The 18,417-nt window shown below is 43.7% G+C and carries 10 protein-coding genes; 9 read left to right on the plus strand and 1 reads right to left on the minus strand.

The annotated features are described in order from the left end of the window. Positions 1 to 35 precede the first annotated feature (35 nt). On the plus strand, positions 36 to 3,896 hold the full coding sequence (gene hrpA / locus ACVFI8_RS20455) for an ATP-dependent RNA helicase HrpA (protein ID WP_457872507.1): 3,861 nt from the start codon (positions 36 to 38) through the stop codon (positions 3,894 to 3,896). A 1-nt stretch (position 3,897) separates the two neighbouring features. Beyond that, the gene (locus ACVFI8_RS20460) at positions 3,898 to 4,197 is read left to right on the plus strand and encodes a SelT/SelW/SelH family protein (RefSeq protein ID WP_457872508.1); all 300 of its coding nucleotides are present in this window, start codon (positions 3,898 to 3,900) and stop codon (positions 4,195 to 4,197) included. Positions 4,198 to 4,260: 63 nt separating this feature from the next. On the opposite strand, the gene sodB is transcribed toward ACVFI8_RS20460, so the two are convergent. Continuing rightward, positions 4,261 to 4,842 carry a superoxide dismutase [Fe] gene (sodB, locus tag ACVFI8_RS20465; protein ID WP_248711747.1) on the minus strand — a complete coding sequence of 194 codons (582 nt, stop codon included), beginning with the start codon at positions 4,840 to 4,842 and terminating at the stop codon, positions 4,261 to 4,263. 212 nt (positions 4,843 to 5,054) lie between these two features. On the opposite strand from sodB, the gene ACVFI8_RS20470 reads away from it, so the two are divergent. From ACVFI8_RS20470 to ACVFI8_RS20500, 7 genes are all read left to right on the plus strand, one after another. Continuing rightward, complete coding sequence (locus ACVFI8_RS20470) at positions 5,055 to 5,393, plus strand: Grx4 family monothiol glutaredoxin (protein ID WP_248711746.1); 339 nt, start codon at positions 5,055 to 5,057, stop codon at positions 5,391 to 5,393. Between the two features lie 165 nt (positions 5,394 to 5,558). Continuing rightward, the gene (locus ACVFI8_RS20475) at positions 5,559 to 7,286 is read left to right on the plus strand and encodes a DEAD/DEAH box helicase (RefSeq protein WP_248711745.1); all 1,728 of its coding nucleotides are present in this window, start codon (positions 5,559 to 5,561) and stop codon (positions 7,284 to 7,286) included. A gap of 85 nt (positions 7,287 to 7,371) precedes the next feature. Further along, positions 7,372 to 8,748, plus strand: a complete 1,377-nt coding sequence (gene dacB, locus ACVFI8_RS20480; RefSeq protein ID WP_457872509.1) for a D-alanyl-D-alanine carboxypeptidase/D-alanyl-D-alanine endopeptidase — start codon at positions 7,372 to 7,374, stop codon at positions 8,746 to 8,748. A 297-nt stretch (positions 8,749 to 9,045) separates the two neighbouring features. After that, positions 9,046 to 10,425 (plus strand): sodium-dependent transporter, encoded by a 1,380-nt coding sequence (locus tag ACVFI8_RS20485; RefSeq protein WP_457872511.1) that lies wholly within the window; start codon positions 9,046 to 9,048, stop codon positions 10,423 to 10,425. A gap of 133 nt (positions 10,426 to 10,558) precedes the next feature. Further along, positions 10,559 to 13,180 carry an aminopeptidase N gene (gene pepN / locus ACVFI8_RS20490; protein WP_457872513.1) on the plus strand — a complete coding sequence of 874 codons (2,622 nt, stop codon included), beginning with the start codon at positions 10,559 to 10,561 and terminating at the stop codon, positions 13,178 to 13,180. Between the two features lie 16 nt (positions 13,181 to 13,196). Beyond that, a complete protein-coding gene (locus ACVFI8_RS20495) occupies positions 13,197 to 13,415 on the plus strand; it encodes a DUF2835 domain-containing protein (RefSeq protein ID WP_457872514.1) in 219 nt (72 codons plus the stop codon). A gap of 159 nt (positions 13,416 to 13,574) precedes the next feature. After that, positions 13,575 to 18,407, plus strand: coding sequence for an NAD-glutamate dehydrogenase (locus tag ACVFI8_RS20500; RefSeq protein WP_457872515.1), 4,833 nt, complete (start codon positions 13,575 to 13,577; stop codon positions 18,405 to 18,407). Positions 18,408 to 18,417: the final 10 nt, after the last annotated feature.

Raw genomic sequence — 18,417 nt, forward strand, 5'->3', positions numbered from 1 at the left:
TTGCGCCTCGTATGCAACCCTACGAGGCTTTTTTCTTGCAGTCGGCTCTCTCAAACTTAAAAAAACAGATTTCTTTAGCGTTGTCAAAAGATCGATATCGTCTTCAGCGTCAGCTAGCGGCGCTAAAATCCGAGGACATAGCTAAAGAGACGCCACGCTTTACCAAATTTAATCAGGCTCTGGCTAAATCAACCGATATTGCCAGCCGAAGACGTGCTTCGATCCCGAGCATCGATTATCCGCAGCATTTACCGGTTGCTGAACAAAAGAAACCCATCTACGAAGCTATTCGTGATAACCAGGTGGTGATCATTGCTGGGGAAACAGGCTCGGGTAAAACCACTCAGATCCCCAAAATATGTTTAGAACTGGGTTTGGGAAGCCGCGGTTATATTGGCCACACTCAACCACGGCGCTTGGCGGCAAGAACCGTAGCAGCGCGAATTGCCGAAGAGATAGCCACCCCCGTAGGTGAGCTAGTGGGTTATAAAATCCGTTTTAACGACCAAATTAAAAACGATAGTCTAGTCAAGTTGATGACCGACGGTATGTTGTTGGCCGAGATGCAGCAGGACCGCTTTCTTTCCCAGTATGAAGTGTTGATTATCGATGAGGCACACGAGCGGAGTCTAAATATTGATTTCATCTTGGGGGTACTTAAAAAACTATTACCGAAACGCCCTGATTTTAAAGTCATCATCACTTCTGCAACCATTGATCCGCAGCGCTTTTCGAAACATTTTAATGATGCGCCTATTATTGAAGTGTCTGGTCGTACTTATCCAGTAGAAACACGTTATCGCCCGTTAAATGAGGGAGAACAAACTAAAGATGTATTAGAAGGCTTGGCTGAAGCGGTGGATGAGTTATACCGAGAAAAACCTGGCGATATCCTTATCTTCATGAACGGTGAGCGTGAAATCAGAGACGCTACCGATTATCTGCAAAAGCGCAATCTCCGTGATACCGAAGTTCTGCCATTATATTCTCGCTTATCGAATGCCGAGCAAAATAGAATATTCTCATCGCATCGTGGACGGCGCATCGTACTGGCCACTAACGTGGCTGAAACCAGTTTAACGGTACCTGGTATTCGCTATGTCATTGACCCTGGCACAGCCCGTATTAGCCGCTATAGTTATCGCTCTAAAGTGCAGCGTTTGCCGATTGAAGCTATTTCTCAAGCTAGTGCTAATCAACGAAAAGGTCGCTGTGGTCGTGTCGCAGAGGGTATTTGTATTCGGCTATACAGTGAAGAAGATTTTGACGGACGCACAGAGTTCACCGACCCTGAAATATTACGAACCAACTTAGCCTCGGTAATATTACAGATGTTGGGCTTGAAGCTGGGTAAGCTAGAAGAGTTCCCGTTTATTGATATGCCCGATCAGCGCAATATTAAAGATGGCTTAAACTTGCTTGAAGAAATTGGCGCTTTACAGCAGGGTATCACTAAACCCAGCCTAAGTGCTTTGGGGCGAGAGGTGATTAAGTTTCCCATTGATCCTCGCTTAGCCAGAATGATGGTTGCAGCCAAGCAATTTGGCTGTGTGCAAGAGATGATGGTTATTTGTGCAGCGTTATCGATACAAGATCCACGTGAGCGGCCTAATGATCGCAAACAAGCCGCCGATCAGCAGCACGCTCGTTTCGTTGACAAAGATTCTGATTTTTCCAGTTACTTATTGCTATGGCGTTACTTGCAACAACAGCAAAAAGACTTATCGAGCAATCAATTTCGCAAACAGTGTAAAAAAGAGTTCTTGGCTTACATGCGTATTCGCGAGTGGCAAGACTTGGTTTTTCAGCTCTCTACTGTAGTGAAAGAGCTCGATTACCCGCTTAATCAACATGAAGCGAGTTACGATGCGATACACCAAGCGATTACTGCAGGCTTACTGAGTCATCTGGGTTTTAAAGACAAAGAACGTGAGTTCCTCGGGGCGCGAAATGCGCGTTTTGTGGTGTTTCCTGGTTCTAGCCAAGCCAAAAAACCACCTAAATGGGTAGTCGCAGCGGAATTGGTGGAAACCTCGCGTTTGTTTGCCCGTGGCGTGGCCAAGATTCAGCCTGCTTGGTTAGAAGACCAAGCCAAACACTTAATTAAAAAGTCTTACAGTGAGCCACATTGGTCGATTAAGCAACAAGCGGTAATGGCCTACGAAAGTGTGCGGCTGTATGGCGTAAGCTTGGTTAACAAGCGTTTAGTAAATTATGGCCCCATTGACCCTCTGGTGTCGCGTGAAGTGTTTATTCGTTCAGCGTTAGTGGAAGGGCAGTGGACTTCGAAGCATGCGTTTTTCAAACTGAATCAACAGTTGCTTGATGATGCTGAAGCGTTAGAACAAAAGCAGCGTCGCCGTGACGTGCGGGTTGATGATCAGGTACTGTTTGATTTCTATGCGCAGCGCCTTCCTGAAGATATTGTATCGGCCGGTCATTTTAATCGCTGGTGGAAGCAAGCCAGCCAACAACAGCCCGATTTACTTAGCTTCTCTAAACAGATGTTATATCAGCATGATGCTAGTCATATTACTGAGCAACAATATCCAGAGCAATGGCAATTTGAACAAGTGTCGGTTGCCTTAAGTTATGTGTTTGAACCTTCAGAGCCCGATGATGGGGTGAGTGCATATATTCCTTTGGCACTGCTGAATCAGTTAGACTTCTCCCGCTTTGAATGGCAAATTCCGGCATTTCGCGAAGCGCTAATTAGCGCGTTAATTAAATCATTACCCAAGCCGCTGCGCCGAAACTTTGTTCCGGTGCCAAACTATGTTCAGGCGTTTGTACAGGCGGTGCCTAACGCAGACGGCCAACTACTCGACGTGTTAACTAAGCAGCTATTAAGAATGACCGGGGTAAAAATACCCGAAGATGCTTGGAATTTGGATTCGGTGGCCGATCACCTAAAAGTTAATTTTAAAGTGATTGATGATCAAGGCAAAATGGTGGCACAAGGGCGAAGTTACCAAGCGCTGCAACATAAATTGCAAGATGAGGTAGAGCAAAGCATCGCTGAAATTGCGCCTAGCTCTTTTGCTGAACAACTTAAAGTCACGGAGTGGAGTTTTGGAGAACTACCGTCAGTGATCGAGGAGCAACGCCAAGGCTATCAAATCACCGCTTTTCCTGCCTTAGTTGACGAAGGTAAAACCGTTGCGTTGAAGTTGTTTGATAAGCAAGAGGAAGCCCACTGGAGTCAAACCCGCGGCTTAAGTAAATTGCTGCAACTCAATATTCCATCTCCCTTAAGTTATTTGCAGCAGCATTTACCTAATAAAGCGAAGTTAGGCTTATATTTTAATCCTTTTGGCCGAGTGGACGTATTGCTTGATGATTGTAGTTTGGCGGTTATCGACAATTATTCTCGGGTACAGCAAGTAGATAATCCTGCAGCCTTTAAGGCTTTGTGTGACGAGGTTCGGGCTGAACTGGCAACCGAAACGCTAGCTGCAGTAGTACAAGTAGAGCAAATTCTAAGTTTGCATTATCAAATCAATAAGCAACTAAAGGGAAAGGTTGGCTTTGACCGCGTGTTGGCGCATGCCGATATTAAAGCGCAGCTAGCTGCACTGGTGCATAAAGGTTTTGTGCGAGAGGTTGGGCTGCAGCGTCTAAGTGATGTTCTCCGCTACTTAAAAGCCATTGAGCGCCGAATTGAGAAGTTGGCTATCGATACGCATAAAGATAGATTAGCGATGAGCCAAATAGACACGGCTGCTGAGCGCTACAAAGAATTAGCCTTACCCATTTATAGTCAAGAAGGCGAAGAGCTACGCTGGATGATTGAAGAGCTGCGGGTTTCGCTTTTCGCTCAGCAGTTAGGGACTAAATTCCCGATATCCTTAAAGCGTGTACTTAGCCACATTAGTGATTTACAAAAAAGGAAGTGAAATGTCAGCCGAGCAAGCAGAGTCAGATTTACCTAAGGTTGAGATTTATTATTGCAGTTTATGCGGATGGTTATTACGAGCATCTTGGTTAAGCCAAGAACTGCTGACGACGTTTTCTCAAGAATTAGCAGAGGTAGCCTTAAAACCCGCAACTAAAGGCCGTTTTCAGATTTACTTAGATGGTGAGTTAATTTGGTGTCGAGTAAAAGACTCAGGCTTTCCAGAGGCGAAGATCCTTAAACGTCGAGTGAGAGACAAAATTGCCCCAGATATGAGCCTTGGGCATAGCGACGTTAAGTAAACAGGCAAAAGAAAGGGCGCTTAAAGCGCCCATTTTTTTATCCGCTAATCGTTTGCCTGTAGCTTAGGCAAAGTTTGCAGAAGCAAATTCCCAGTTAACTAATGCCCAGAAAGCATTTAAGTAGTCAGGACGAACGTTGCGGTAATCGATGTAGTAAGCGTGTTCCCATAAATCACATGTAAGAACCGGTGTTACGCTATCATCAGTAAGCGGAGTCGCCGCGTTACTGGTGTTAACGATAGCTAGACTACCATCTGCGTTCTTAACTAACCAAGTCCAGCTAGAGCCGAAGTTGTTGATCGCACTATCAGTGAACTTAGCTTTAAATTCATCAAACGAACCGAAGCTAGCGTCAATTGCCGCTGCTAGAGCACCAGTAGGCTGGCCGCCAGCGTTAGGTGCCAAACAGTTCCAGTAAAAAGTGTGGTTCCAAACTTGCGCTGCGTTGTTGAAAACGCCGCCAGTAGAGGTCTTTACAATTTCCTCTAGGCTTTTATCTGCTAAGTCAGTACCTTCAACTAAACCGTTTAATTTTACGACGTAGGTATTGTGATGCTTGCCGTAGTGGAAAGACAAGGTTTCAGCTGAAATATGAGGCTCAAGAGCGTCTTGTGCGTAAGGTAGGGCTGGTAGTGTAAATGCCATGTATTTCTCTCCTTGTTATAATTGGCTAAGTTAGCGCAATCTTTTATATAGTAAATACTTTACAAAATAGTTTAGCATTACTACTTTGAGCAGCAAAGCAAAAAAACTAAAAAAAATTGATCTAGAGCAAAGTAGTGAAATGGACGATTATTTTTGCTAGGGTACGCCCAACACCTAGAATAGACTTAGTGTAAAAAATAGAGAAGTTTAAAATGGAAACGATTGATAAAATAAAACAGCAAATTGCTGAAAACCCAATCCTACTTTATATGAAAGGTTCTCCTAAATTTCCTAGCTGTGGCTTTTCTGCGCAAACCGTAGAAGCATTAATGCAGTGCGGAGAGCGTTTTGCGTTTGTAGATATCTTACAGAATCCAGATATTCGTGCTGAATTGCCCAATTACGCTGATTGGCCAACCTTTCCACAATTGTGGGTAGAGGGCGAGTTAATTGGCGGTTGTGATATCGTCATGGAAATGTTCCGCAGTGGCGAACTACAGCCTCTAATTAAAGAAACCGCTGAAAAACATCCTACCGAAGAGTCAGAATAACGGTTCGGGCCTATAATCAAAGGTGTAAACCGCTCATTAATTGAGCGGTTTTTTGATGTCACATAGCAAGATGGTCAATGTTTTTCCATAAAAAGGTAAAATCAATGAGACTTTTTGTGATCAAAAGCGTATAGTGCGCATCCTTAAATTAATTGTAGGCCAAATATGACAGAATCCAGCAGTTCAAGTTTTGAGCAATTCGCTCTACCTGAAACGATTTTAAAAGCGATTTCCGAGATTGGATTTGAGACACCGTCTCCGATTCAGGAAAAGACCATTCCATTACTGCTGGAAGGACATGATGTACTTGGCTTAGCACAGACCGGAACCGGCAAAACAGCAGCGTTCTCTTTGCCTTTGATTGCAAAGTTAGACCCTAAACTCAACGTGCCTCAGATGTTAGTTCTAGCGCCAACTCGTGAACTAGCTAATCAAGTAGCTGACGCGATTAAAGACTTTAGCCGTCATATTCCAGGGCTACGTGTTCTGGCCATATACGGTGGGGCAGATTACGGTCAACAAATTAAAGAACTACGTCGTGGTCCACAAATTATCGTGGGTACTCCAGGCCGTACAATTGACCACTTAGATCGTGGCAAGCTTAAGCTTGATCAACTTAAAGCTTTAGTACTAGACGAAGCAGACGAAATGCTACGTATGGGCTTTATTGATGATGTAGAACGTATCATGCGTGATATGCCAAAAGAGCGTCAAACCGCTTTGTTCTCAGCGACCATGCCGCCGGCAATTAAAAACATCACAAAAAATTACATGTCTGAGCCAAAAGAAGTAAAAATTGCGGCTAAGACACAAACAGTCTCTAACATTGAGCAACATTACTGGCATGTAGCTGGCATTAATAAGATAGAAGCGCTAGCCCGCATTCTTGAAGTTAATAGTGATGGCGCATCAATCATTTTCGCTCGAACTAAAACCTCTACCACAGAAATTGCTGAGCGTTTAGAAGCTAAAGGTTTCAGTGTTGCCGCATTAAACGGTGATATGAACCAAACGATGCGCGAACGCACTATTACGCGTTTGAAGTCTGGTAAATTAGACATCGTTGTTGCAACTGATGTAGCGGCCCGTGGCTTAGACGTTGAGCGTATTGGCTTGGTGGTTAACTTCGACATTCCTTATGACGCTGAAGCTTATGTTCACCGTATTGGTCGTACTGGCCGTGCTGGTCGTAGCGGTAAAGCGGTCATGTTTGTAGGCTACCGTGAGCAACGTTTGTTGCGTAACATTGAGCGCGTAACTCGCCAGCAAATAACCCAAATGCAACTACCTACTCGTGAAGAGATGGAGAAAAAGCGTGTAGAGAGCTTCCAAGAGAAACTTTCTTCAGCTGTTGCAAACGTCGAGTTGGCTGATTACCAGAAGATAGCTTCTGAGTTAGCCGAAAGTATGGGTATGACAGAGCTTGAATTAGCGACTGCATTATTATTCCAAGCGCAAACTGCGCGACCGTTTAAAATGCCTGCCGATCCTGAAGTTCGATCTCCTCGATTCGCTGGAAATAACGAGCGCAACCCACGTGGTGATCGCAATTCTCGCGGTGACAGAGGTCGCGGTGAACGTTCTGAACGCGGTGGCGATCGTCCAAGTCGCAACGAAGCGGGTGCCGCTAAGCGCAAACGCCGTACTGCAGATGTTGAAATGAATACTTACCGTGTTGATGCTGGTAAAGAGCACGGTGTTCAGACTAAACATATTGTTGGTGCTATTGCGAATGAAGCAAACATCAGCAGTGATTACATTGGTAGTGTAAAGTTGTTTGATGACTACTCTACGGTTGAATTACCGAGTGGTATGCCAGAAAAGACATTTAATCACTTAAAACGTAGCTTTGTTCGTCAACGTGCGATGCGTTTAGAATTGATTGCCCAATAGGCCGTTAATTTCGAAAGGAAAAGGTGAACTTCGGTTCGCCTTTTTTTATATAATCTGTTTACTGATTATATAAATGCTGACAAACATGCGCCTTCTTATTCGTTTACTGTTTATTACCCTTTCTGTTTATTCTCCGTTCTCTCAAGCCGCGTTAAGCTCTCCACGAGGTGCAGTTGTTAGCTTCATTGGCCCAACTGGAACGCAAAATAGCCAACTGCTGTTAACGCCAGCAAGCACCTTGAAGCTCGTCACTGCAACTGCTGCACTTAAGCAACTTGGCGCTGACTATCGCTATCGTACTCAATTGAGTGTTAAGCCCAACCCTCAAGGCTTGCATTTACGCTTGCATATGCGGGGAGACCCAAGCTTTAGCTCAAAGGACCTGAAATCGTTAATCGCTCAAGCGACTCAAGTGTATGGGAAAAAGATCGCGTCAATAGACATCGAAAGCGGTGCCTTTAGCGGTCACCATCGCAGTCAAGGTCAAGTATGGAATGACATTGGTATTTGTTTTGCTTCGCCAGTCAGTGCGTTAAATATTGACCAAAACTGTGTCAATGGAAACTTAAAGCCTGGCAAGTTAGGGCAGCTGAGTAAGTTACACATAAGTGACCCTAGCTTATTACGTATAGATAACCAGATTGTTACAGTGAGTCCCGAACATACCGATTGTGAGCAAAGCCTAGTAGTGGGTGATAATAACCATTATCACTTAAAAGGCTGTGTTAGGGCTGATGCTAAGATGATGCCGTTGCGTTTTTCTATTAGCGATGAACAACAATATTTTACCACTAAACTGCGTCGAGTATTGAGCCAGTTAGGTCTGACATACCGTGGCGAGTTCAACTTTCAAAACCGCCTAAGTATGTTCGATAGCCGATATACGCATCAATCTGCGCCATTAATAAAACTGCTTGAATACATGCTGGTGGAGTCAGACAATTTGACCGCAGACAGCCTATTTAAAACACTGGCCTTTGAGCAGCAACGCACAGCGAGTTATAAGGTCGCAGGCGAGCTAGTTAAGCAGCAGCTAGACGCGTTGGGCTTGGACGTCACTCAACTGGTTATTCGAGATGGCTCGGGCTTATCTCGCGAAAATCTCGTTAGTGCTGAAATGCTCTATCAATTACTACAGTTATGGCAACAAGACGCCGCGCTGGCACCGCTAATCAATAAACTCCCCATTGCTGGCGTCAGTGGTACTTTGAAATATCGTCGCAGTGTTACTCGAAAGCCACTCAAGCAACATATTTACGCCAAAAGTGGCTATGTAAATGGGGTGATTAATCTTGCCGGCTTTATCGAAAAGCAAGGTAAGTTGACACCATTTGTGCTGATGAGTAATGGGGTCTCGTTAACTGCAGAGCAAGCTAAAACGGTGAAAATGAGACAAACATTACATCCAATGCTCGCCTATGAGCGTGCATGGCTAGAAACCCAACTAGAAGCTATCAAGTAAGGGCTGTTGTTGTGTGACGTTGGCGTTGTAATCTCATCGCTTGGCCACGAAACCCGATAAGGCCATGAATAATGGCCGTAGTAATTCAACCGTTGCTAATAATACATGCAATATTTTAGAATGTTTATTCAGTGGATAATATACCTTATTGATGACTTAGTCTGTTTTATATAGTGAGCTAGGGTGTTATATCAGCATAAAAAAGCATTTTTTCTGTAAATTTCTTTTGGTTTATGCTTAGATCGGCGCCCTATAACACGGACGCATTTAGCAAACACAAAAATATAAGAGAAAATCATGAGCAATAACACTTCAGTGAGTAATCGCTGGTCTAGTAATTTCGCCTACATTCTAGCTGCGACAGGCGCGGCCGTAGGTTTAGGTAACATTTGGAAATTCCCTTACATTATGGGTGAGAATGGCGGCGGTGCCTTTGTTCTTGTCTATCTGTTATGTATTTTGTTTATCGGTATCCCGGTAATGATGGCTGAAGTTTACTTAGGTAAACAAGGCCGTTCGACACCCGCCAATGCGGTTGCCAAAGTAGCAATTGAAAATGGTCGTTCTAAAAACTGGGCCTTTATTGGAGGTATGGGTGTATTAGCTGGCTTCTTAGTTCTCAGCTTCTATATTGTCATCGCTGGCTGGGCCGTTGCGTATGTATTCAAATCTGCTGCTGGTGATATTACAGCCGCCGAGGGGAGTGCAGAGCAAATCGGAGCTATGTTTGGTGCACTAACTTCTGATCCGCAACAACTTATCTTATGGGCAACGTTAGTGATTGTTGGTACGGTTGTGGTACTAGCTAAAGGTGTGACCAAAGGTCTGGAGCGTATTGTTACCTTACTAATGCCTGCACTCTTCATTTTACTGACAGTGATCATGATTTATGCAGCCGTTACAGGCGATTTTGCAGCAGCTGTTGACTTCATGTTTAGCCCTGATTTTTCTAAGTTGACCATTAACGGCGTGCTAATGGCTTTAGGTCATGCGTTCTTCACCTTAAGTTTATCATCGGGCATCATGATGGTTTACGGTGCCTACTTACCTGAAGGCGCTTCTATTGCCAAAACCTCTATTTATATTGCGATAGCCGATACAGTGGTTGCGTTAATGGCCGGTTTAGCCATTTACCCCATCGTGTTTGCCAATGGTATTGAACCAAGTGCGGGTCCAGGCCTATTGTTTGTATCATTGCCTATTGCCTTTGGGACAATGCCTTTCGGTGGACTTGTATCAACGGTATTCTTTGTCATGGTGACAGTCGCAGCCTTTACTTCTGCCTTGGCTTTGCTTGAGTCTACGTCAGCTTACTTAGTTGAGCGTAAAGGTTTCCGTCGCAATGTTGCAGCCATAGTATCTGGCGGGGCAGTGTGGTTGCTTAGCTTAGGAACTATTGGTTCATTTGCTGGTTGGGAAATTTTCCAGTTTGAAGAAAGCCCAATGGGAGCCAACTTTTTTGAAGTATTAGATTACATTACAGCGAATATTCTTCTGCCTCTAGGCGGTTTGTTTATTGCGGTATTTGTAGGTTGGATTATCCAAGCTGATAAAGTGAAAGAAGGTATGGGCTTAGAAAGCCAAGCGTTCCAAATGTTCTCAAAGAGCGTTCGCTTTATCTCTCCTATCGCCATTGCGGTAGTCTTTTTGAATGCTGTAGGCTTATTGTCTTTGTAAGCATTTAAACAGTAAAAAGTCGGCTTCGGCCGGCTTTTTTGCTTTTGGCTAGGGTTGAAAAGCGTTAGCCGCTCTCAGAAATATCTTTTACAATAAGCCCCTCGTTTCGACATTCTATTACCAAGGACGTTTCATGGCCGAATTATCAGCTCAACCTATCGCCAAATATCGCTCAGATTACCAAGCTCCCAGCTACAGCATAGAAACCGTTGCTTTAGAATTCGATTTAGAACCAAATTCAACCCGAGTGACCGCTAAATCAACCTTGCTTAGAAAAGCTGCGCAGGCTTGTGATTTAGTCCTCGATGGCGAAAAGCTTGAGTTAATTAGTTTGAAAGTCAATCAAAATGTGCACTCAGCTTATCAAGTTACCGAGTCACAGTTAGTGATTAGCGAGCTACCCGAACGCTTTGAACTAGAAATAGTGACCCATATCAACCCAGCTGAAAATAAAGCTTTTGAAGGTTTATACCAATCGGGTGATGCGTTTTGTACTCAATGTGAAGCTGAAGGCTTTCGTCGCATTACTTATTATCTTGATCGCCCTGATGTATTAGCCACTTACACCACCAAGATTATTGCTGATAAAGCTCAATATCCCTACCTACTATCGAACGGTAACAAGGTAGGCCAAGGGGACTTGGCTAATGGTAAACATTGGGTAACATGGCAAGACCCTTTCCCAAAACCTAGCTATTTATTCGCCTTAGTCGCCGGTGACTTTGATTTGTTGTCAGACAGTTTTGTGACTCAGTCAGGCCGAAAAATCGCTCTAGAGCTATTTGTTGATAAAGGTAACCTCGGTAGGACCGAACATGCTATGGCGTCTCTAAAAGCCTCTATGGAATGGGACGAGCAACGGTTTAACTTAGAGTACGATCTAGACATTTATATGATTGTTGCCGTCGATTTCTTCAATATGGGCGCGATGGAGAATAAGGGCTTAAACGTATTTAACTCAAAATACGTATTGGCTAACAAACAAAGTGCTACCGACAATGACTTTTTGGGCATTGAAGCGGTAATTGGTCATGAGTATTTCCATAATTGGACCGGCAACCGTATTACTTGCCGTGATTGGTTTCAGTTATCGTTAAAAGAAGGTCTTACCGTTTTTCGCGATCAAGAGTTTAGCTCGGATTTAGGCTCTCGTGCAGTCAATAGAATTAAGAATGTTCGCTTGTTGCGTAGTCATCAATTTGCAGAAGATGGCGGCCCGATGGCGCACCCAATTCGCCCTGACAAAGTTATAGAAATGAATAACTTTTATACCTTAACAGTCTATGAAAAGGGCGCAGAAGTGATTCGTATGTTGCACACCTTATTAGGTGAGAAGGCCTTTCAAGCTGGTATGCAAACCTACGTAGACCGGCATGACGGCCAGGCTGTAACCTGTGATGATTTTGTCAATGCTATGCAAGATGCTAGTGCTAAAGATCTAAGCCTATTTAAGCGCTGGTATAGTCAATCAGGTACACCGATTCTTAATGTTGATAGCTCATACGACGCATCAAATAAACAATATAGCCTAACCATCAGTCAGCATACCCCTGCTACTGCAGAGCAAACAGAAAAATTACCATTGCATATACCCGTTTCAATTGAATTACTGGCCAGTAACGGCAATGCGTTGCCTTTGCAGATAAAAGGACAAGCGGTATCTGAGGTCTTAGAACTGGTCGAAGACCAGCAAACTTGGGTGTTTGATGGCATTTCTGACATTCCTACTTTGGTGATGCTGCAGGAGTTTTCAGCGCCGGTTAAGTTAGATTTATCTTATTCTACCGAGCAGTTACTGCTGATTATCAATCATGCGTCTAACACCTTTGCTCGCTGGGATGGGATGCAAAAACTTGTCACTGCTTGGATGGTGCAAGCTGTCGCCGCCTTACAACAAGGAAAATCACTGTTATTAGATGAAGCCATTGTTGCTACCTTCAGACAGTTATTAGAAGACCCATCTATTGATAAAGGCTTACTGGCTGAGTTGCTAACCATTAGTAGTGAGAACGAGATAGCAGACAGCTTTACTCACGTTGATATCGATGCCATTGCTAGCGCTCGCGACTTTTTCATTAAAGGTTTAGCCGAGGCATTAGCCGAGCAGTTTTGTCAGCTTGAGCAGCGCTGTGCCATGCATGATCAACGCACTCTAGCGCATTCAGATATTGCTTTACGTTCGTTACGTGCAGCTTGTTTGCAATACGTGGCTTACACTAAACCAGAATTGGTTTCAGCCGCTTATTTTGATAGTGCCCTAATGACCAATAAATTGGCCGCGATGTCAGCAGCTAATAACGCCGCGATAGCCCAACGCAGTGCCATGTTTAAAGATTATGAGCAACAGTGGCAACATGATGGTTTGGTCATGGATAAATGGTTCGCACTAGAAGCCAGTTACGGCGAAGGGAATAGTTTAGAAAGAGTAAAGGCTTTAACCGAGCATCCAAGTTTTAGTATGGAAAACCCGAATAGAGTGCGTTCGTTAATTGGCAGTTTTGCGAACAATACTCGACACTTTCACGCAAAAGACGGCTCGGGTTATCAGTACCTTACCGACATTTTGTGCATCTTAAATACCCAGAATCCGCAGGTGGCATCACGTCTAATTACGCCATTAATCCAAACCGTTAAATTGGATGAAAAACGAAAGTCTATGATTATAAAGCAATTAGAACGCTTGGCAGCCTTAGAGGACCTAAGTAAAGACCTGTTTGAGAAAGTGACTAACGGTTTACAGCAACTAAAGGCCTAAATAGCTAACCATTGCCATGAAGCAGTATTACTTTAGTTTACATATTTCTTACTTAGAGTTTGAGCGGGTCTACAAAGGTAGTGCCCGCTCAGTCATCGCTACCGACGAAACGGGTAAGCGGATCCAAATACCCGCCTTACGTTTTTTGCCTTTTTTAAACTCTGGCGGGGTGAGTGGTCGTTTCGTTTTAACCACAAATAACCAAAATAAATTCCTATCACTTCAAAAAACCTAGTTAACAATGTTGTATAAGTGTAAAAAACTGGTTTAATTGTTTGTAATCTTTTGAGCTGAGTCACATCGATAATTCTCTAAAGCCAACTACACTAAAAAGAACAATAAGCCGTTGTTTTACACAATAATAATATTACTCTACTAGGATAAGGAATGCGTTATGACAAGAGCGCAGCAACACGCCTCCGTACTACTAAAAAAAGTCTATCAAATTGTTAATAAGAAACTTGATAAAAATGCTGCTCCATTAGCTGAAGAGTTTCTCTCTCGGCTGTTTTCTGGCATGGGTAGCGATGATTTAGCCAACCGAAGCGACAGTGATTTATATGGTGTTGGCGTGGGTTTATGGAATGCCCTAAACCTCACCAACACTTGTGACCGACACATCAAAGTATACAATCCCGAGTTAAGTCGACATGGTTGGCAGTCCACCCACACAATTATAGAAATTGTGGTTCCGGACTCGCCGTTTTTGGTTGACTCTATGCGGATGGCGCTGAGCCGCTGTGGCATAAATACCCATTTGTTGATGCACCAACCGATGCGATTAGATAGAGATAAAAATAATCAAATCTGTGGTGTAAGTGATGTTCAGCATGCAGAGTTGGGCAACCAAACTGTTTTTATGATTGAGATTGATCGACAAAGCGATGAAACGGCGTTAGTTCGCCTAAATAAAGAGCTGAACACGGTACTTGATGAAGTCAATGCAGTGGTAAACGATTGGCAGTTGATGTTGGATAAACTGCGCACGGTGAGTGCTGAGCTCGCAGGCAGCGAGGGTTTACTTGATGATCAATCGTTAGCGCAAAGCACCGCTTTTTTAGAGTGGATGTCAGATAACAATTTTACCTTAATGGGTTATCGCCACTACAGCCTTAAAAAAACTAAAGGTGATTTACACCTAGTTCCAGACGAGAGCGGTAGTTTAGGTTTATACCGTGAGTATGTGACGAGCCAAATTGTATCACTGTCTAGTTATACCAGCGCAGGCCGAGAATTAGCGACTAACAACACTCCCTTAGTGTTAAACAAAAGCAATCATAAATCGAGAGTGCATCGCCCGGCATATATTGACCATGTTGGTGTCAAAATTTTCGATAAAAAAGGCAAGGTAATAGGAGAGCACCGCTTTATTGGTTTATATGCGTCTTCTATCTACAATCGCAGCGCTTTAGAAATTCCACTAATTAATCAGAAGCTTGCCAGGATTATGGTCAATTCAGCCTTACCCGCTGGTTCACATGCCTATAAGTCACTGCTGAATATCATGGAGACTTATCCTCGGGATGAATTGATTCAAGCGACTGAGCATGAGTTATTGGATATAGGCTTAGGGGTAGAGCAAATCCAAGAACGGGACTTGGTGAAGTTATTTGTGCGAAAAGATATCTATGGGCGTTTTTACTCGTGTTTGATCTATACCACCAAAGAGCGTTATAACACCGCTTTACGTATCGACAGCCAGCAGATCCTTAAACAGCACTTTAACTCCAAGGAAGACGTAGAGTTTTCTACCTATTTCACCGAAGGTTCTATGGCGCGTACTCACTACTTAGTGAGAGTAGAAAACAATGATCAGGAGTTTGATTTGAGAGAGTTACAAACCAATCTCACTGAAGCCGCTAGAACGTGGGAAGATAGATTAGTAGATTCGCTTATTTCTAACTTTGGCGAAGAACGTGCTATTCGCCTCAGTGATAAATATCAAGCAGCGTTTCCCCGCTCTTATAAAGAGAATGTGTTACCGGGTTCAGCGGTCGCTGACATCATGCAATTTGAAGAGTTAAATGATGAACATCAATTGGGCATGTTGTTTTACAGGCCTCAAGAAGAAAACATTAATAGTAATCATGTACGCTTAAAGCTCTTTCATCTCAATGAGCCTCTGCACTTATCTGATGTACTGCCTATGCTAGAAAACATGGGTTTACGGGTCATTGGTGAAACACCGTATCGGTTCACTACCAGTGACAATAAGGTGTATTGGGTACTCGATTTTTCAATGATGTACGTAGCAACAACAGAGCTAGATATTGAAAAACATCGAGACAACTTCCAGCAGGCTTTAGCCGATATTTGGTTAGGTCAGTTGGAAGACGATGGCTTTAACCGCTTAGTACTGGCCGCCCAAGCTTCTGGAAGAGACGTGGCATTATTGCGTGCATATGCCAAGTATATGCGTCAAATTGGCAGTAACTTTAGCCAAAGTTATATCGAGGAAACATTTGCCAATTATCCTGATATATCAATGTTATTGATGGAACTCTTTAGGCGTCGTTTTAATCCAGCCCTGAAACGCTCTGAAAAAACCGAAGAGAAAATTGAGGCCAAGTTAATTGGTTTATTAGATGGCGTTGAAAACTTAGACGACGACCGCATTATTCGCCGTTATCTTGAGATGATTAAGGCCACCTTAAGAACCAATTTTTATCAATTAAATAGCGCTAAGCAAATTAAAGACTACATTTCTTTTAAAATAAGTCCCCATCAGATTTCAGATATGCCGCAGCCGGTCCCTATGTTTGAAATATTTGTTTACTCACCCAAAGTCGAAGGCGTTCATTTACGTGGCGGCAAGGTGGCTCGTGGTGGCTTACGTTGGTCTGATCGCCGTGAAGATTTTAGAACTGAAGTATTAGGTTTAGTTAAAGCCCAACAAGTAAAAAATACGGTGATTGTTCCGGTGGGTGCTAAAGGCGGCTTTGTCTGTAAACGCCTACCAAGCCCTAGTGATAGAGATGCTTGGCTAGAAGCAGGAAAAGAATGTTACCGTACCTTTATTCGCGGGCTATTAGATATCACTGATAACAACATTAAAGGTGAAATTGTCCCGCCCAATCAGGTTGTGCGACGTGACGAAGACGACCCCTATTTAGTGGTGGCCGCCGATAAGGGAACGGCTACGTTCTCAGACATTGCCAATCAATTGAGCCAAGAATATCAATTCTGGATGGGCGATGCTTTTGCTTCTGGCGGAAGCAATGGTTACGACCATAAAGGAATGGGAATTACCGCTCGAGGTGCTTGGGAGTCGGTTAAACGTCACTTCAGAGAAATAGGCGTGGATTGTCAAACCACTGATTTCACCTGTATTGCTGTTGGTGATATGGCCGGTGATGTATTTGGAAACGGCATGCTGTTATCTGAGCATACCTGCTTGGTGGCGGCGTTTAATCATCAGCATATTATCATTGACCCTAAACCAGATGCCGCTAGCTCCTACAAAGAACGGCAACGCCTATTTGAATTACCTCGTTCTTCTTGGCAAGACTACAACACCAGTCTAATCAGCGAAGGGGGGGGAATATTCCTGCGCAGTGCTAAGTCAATTAAACTAACACCGCAAATCCAACAGCTGTTAGCGACCAAAGAAACCAGCCTGACGCCTAATGCATTGATTAAAATGCTCCTTTGCTCGTCGGTAGATCTGTTTTGGAACGGCGGAATCGGCACATATATCAAATCTAGCAGCGAATCTGATACCGATGTGGGTGATCGCGCCAACGACAGTTTACGGATCAACGGTAAGCAGCTCGGCGCTAAAATTGTGGGAGAGGGCGGTAACTTAGGGATTACCCAGTTAGGCCGTATTGAAATTGCCGCTCACGGTGGGCGTATAAATACTGATTTCACCGACAACGTAGGCGGAGTCGATTGCTCGGACAACGAAGTTAACATTAAAATCTTGCTTAATGGGCTAGTAACTAATGGTGATTTAACCGAAAAACAACGCAATAAGTTATTGGTTGATATGACCGAAAACGTATCAGAGATTGTGCTAGAAAACGCTTACCGACAAGGTCAGTCTATTAGTATCACTGAACAGCTAGGTACTAGTACGGTTAAAGAAATCATTCGTTTCATGCATGCCTTAGAGCGTGACGGTTTATTAGATCGCAATCTCGAGTTTCTGCCCAGTGATGAGGAGCTTATTGAGCGTCAATCTAAGGGATTAGGTCTCACTCGGCCAGAGCTTGCGGTATTAGTGGCTTATGGCAAGATGGTGCTGAAAGAATGGTTTAATGTTCCTGAAGTCACCGAAGACAGCTACTTAAGCCAAACCCTCATTAAGTCGTTCCCTGTGCTGTTGCAAAAACGCTACGCAGAACAGATGAACCATCACCCTTTACGTCACGAAATTGTAGCGACTCGACTCGCTAACAAAGTGGTAGATAATGCCGGTTTTAATTTTGTAACGCGTTTAGTTGAAGAAACGGGCGCTAACCCTGCTGAAATATGTACCTGCTATGTAACGGCCTGTGAAGTGTTCGGCGTTTGGGATCTATTTGAGAAAATTGAAGCTTTAGATAATAAAGTGAGTGCCCAGCTGCAGTTGAAAATGATGGACAACATGCGTCGTATTATACGCCGAGCTACACGTCGTTTCTTAACCCTTAGGGACCGGTCACTAACTATCACTCAACAAATAGCACGTTATCAGCCAAGTTACCTGCAATTGCAAAAAAACTTGATGGACGTTCTCGCAGCGGAAGAAGTAAAACTGGTCAATGCAGAGTCGCAAGAGTTGCAACAGCAGCACGTACCGGCAGATATTGCTTGTGCGATGGCTAAAATGAATTCACTTTACTCCGTGCTCGATCTCACTGAAGTGGCAGAGCAAGCTGAGCAAGATATCGTGCAAGTGGCCAAGCTTTATTTCAACTTGGGAACCAACATCGGATTACACTGGTTCTTAGAGCAAATCGATTTACAAAGTGTTGATAACCATTGGCAAGCCCTAGCGCGCTCTTCCTTTAGAGAAGATCTCGATTGGCAACAGCGTCAGTTAACGGTGAGCGCTTTAAAATGGGCTGCAAAAATGGAAAGTGAGACTCCGTTGGATGATTGGTTATTAGCACATGAAGCCCTGTTAGACCGATGGAACCACATGTTAGCGGACTTTAAGACCGGAAATACCCACGAGTTTGCAAAATTTTCGGTATTATTGAGGGAATTAAACCTATTAAATTTAAATTGCTCCGTAAATTAGTATAAAATAC

Source organism: Agarivorans sp. MS3-6 (assembly GCF_054112545.1).

Bases quoted from the DNA above. Each gene is read 5' to 3' on its own strand.
- ACVFI8_RS20495 (WP_457872514.1), top strand. From the start codon at position 13,197: ATGAAGCAGTATTACTTTAGTTTACATATTTCTTACTTAGAGTTTGAG.
- pepN (WP_457872513.1), top strand. From the start codon at position 10,559: ATGGCCGAATTATCAGCTCAACCTATCGCCAAATATCGCTCAGATTAC.
- ACVFI8_RS20485 (WP_457872511.1), top strand. From the start codon at position 9,046: ATGAGCAATAACACTTCAGTGAGTAATCGCTGGTCTAGTAATTTCGCC.
- sodB (WP_248711747.1), bottom strand. From the start codon at position 4,842: ATGGCATTTACACTACCAGCCCTACCTTACGCACAAGACGCTCTTGAG.
- dacB (WP_457872509.1), top strand. From the start codon at position 7,372: ATGCGCCTTCTTATTCGTTTACTGTTTATTACCCTTTCTGTTTATTCT.
- ACVFI8_RS20475 (WP_248711745.1), top strand. From the start codon at position 5,559: ATGACAGAATCCAGCAGTTCAAGTTTTGAGCAATTCGCTCTACCTGAA.
- ACVFI8_RS20460 (WP_457872508.1), top strand. From the start codon at position 3,898: ATGTCAGCCGAGCAAGCAGAGTCAGATTTACCTAAGGTTGAGATTTAT.
- ACVFI8_RS20500 (WP_457872515.1), top strand. From the start codon at position 13,575: ATGACAAGAGCGCAGCAACACGCCTCCGTACTACTAAAAAAAGTCTAT.
- ACVFI8_RS20470 (WP_248711746.1), top strand. From the start codon at position 5,055: ATGGAAACGATTGATAAAATAAAACAGCAAATTGCTGAAAACCCAATC.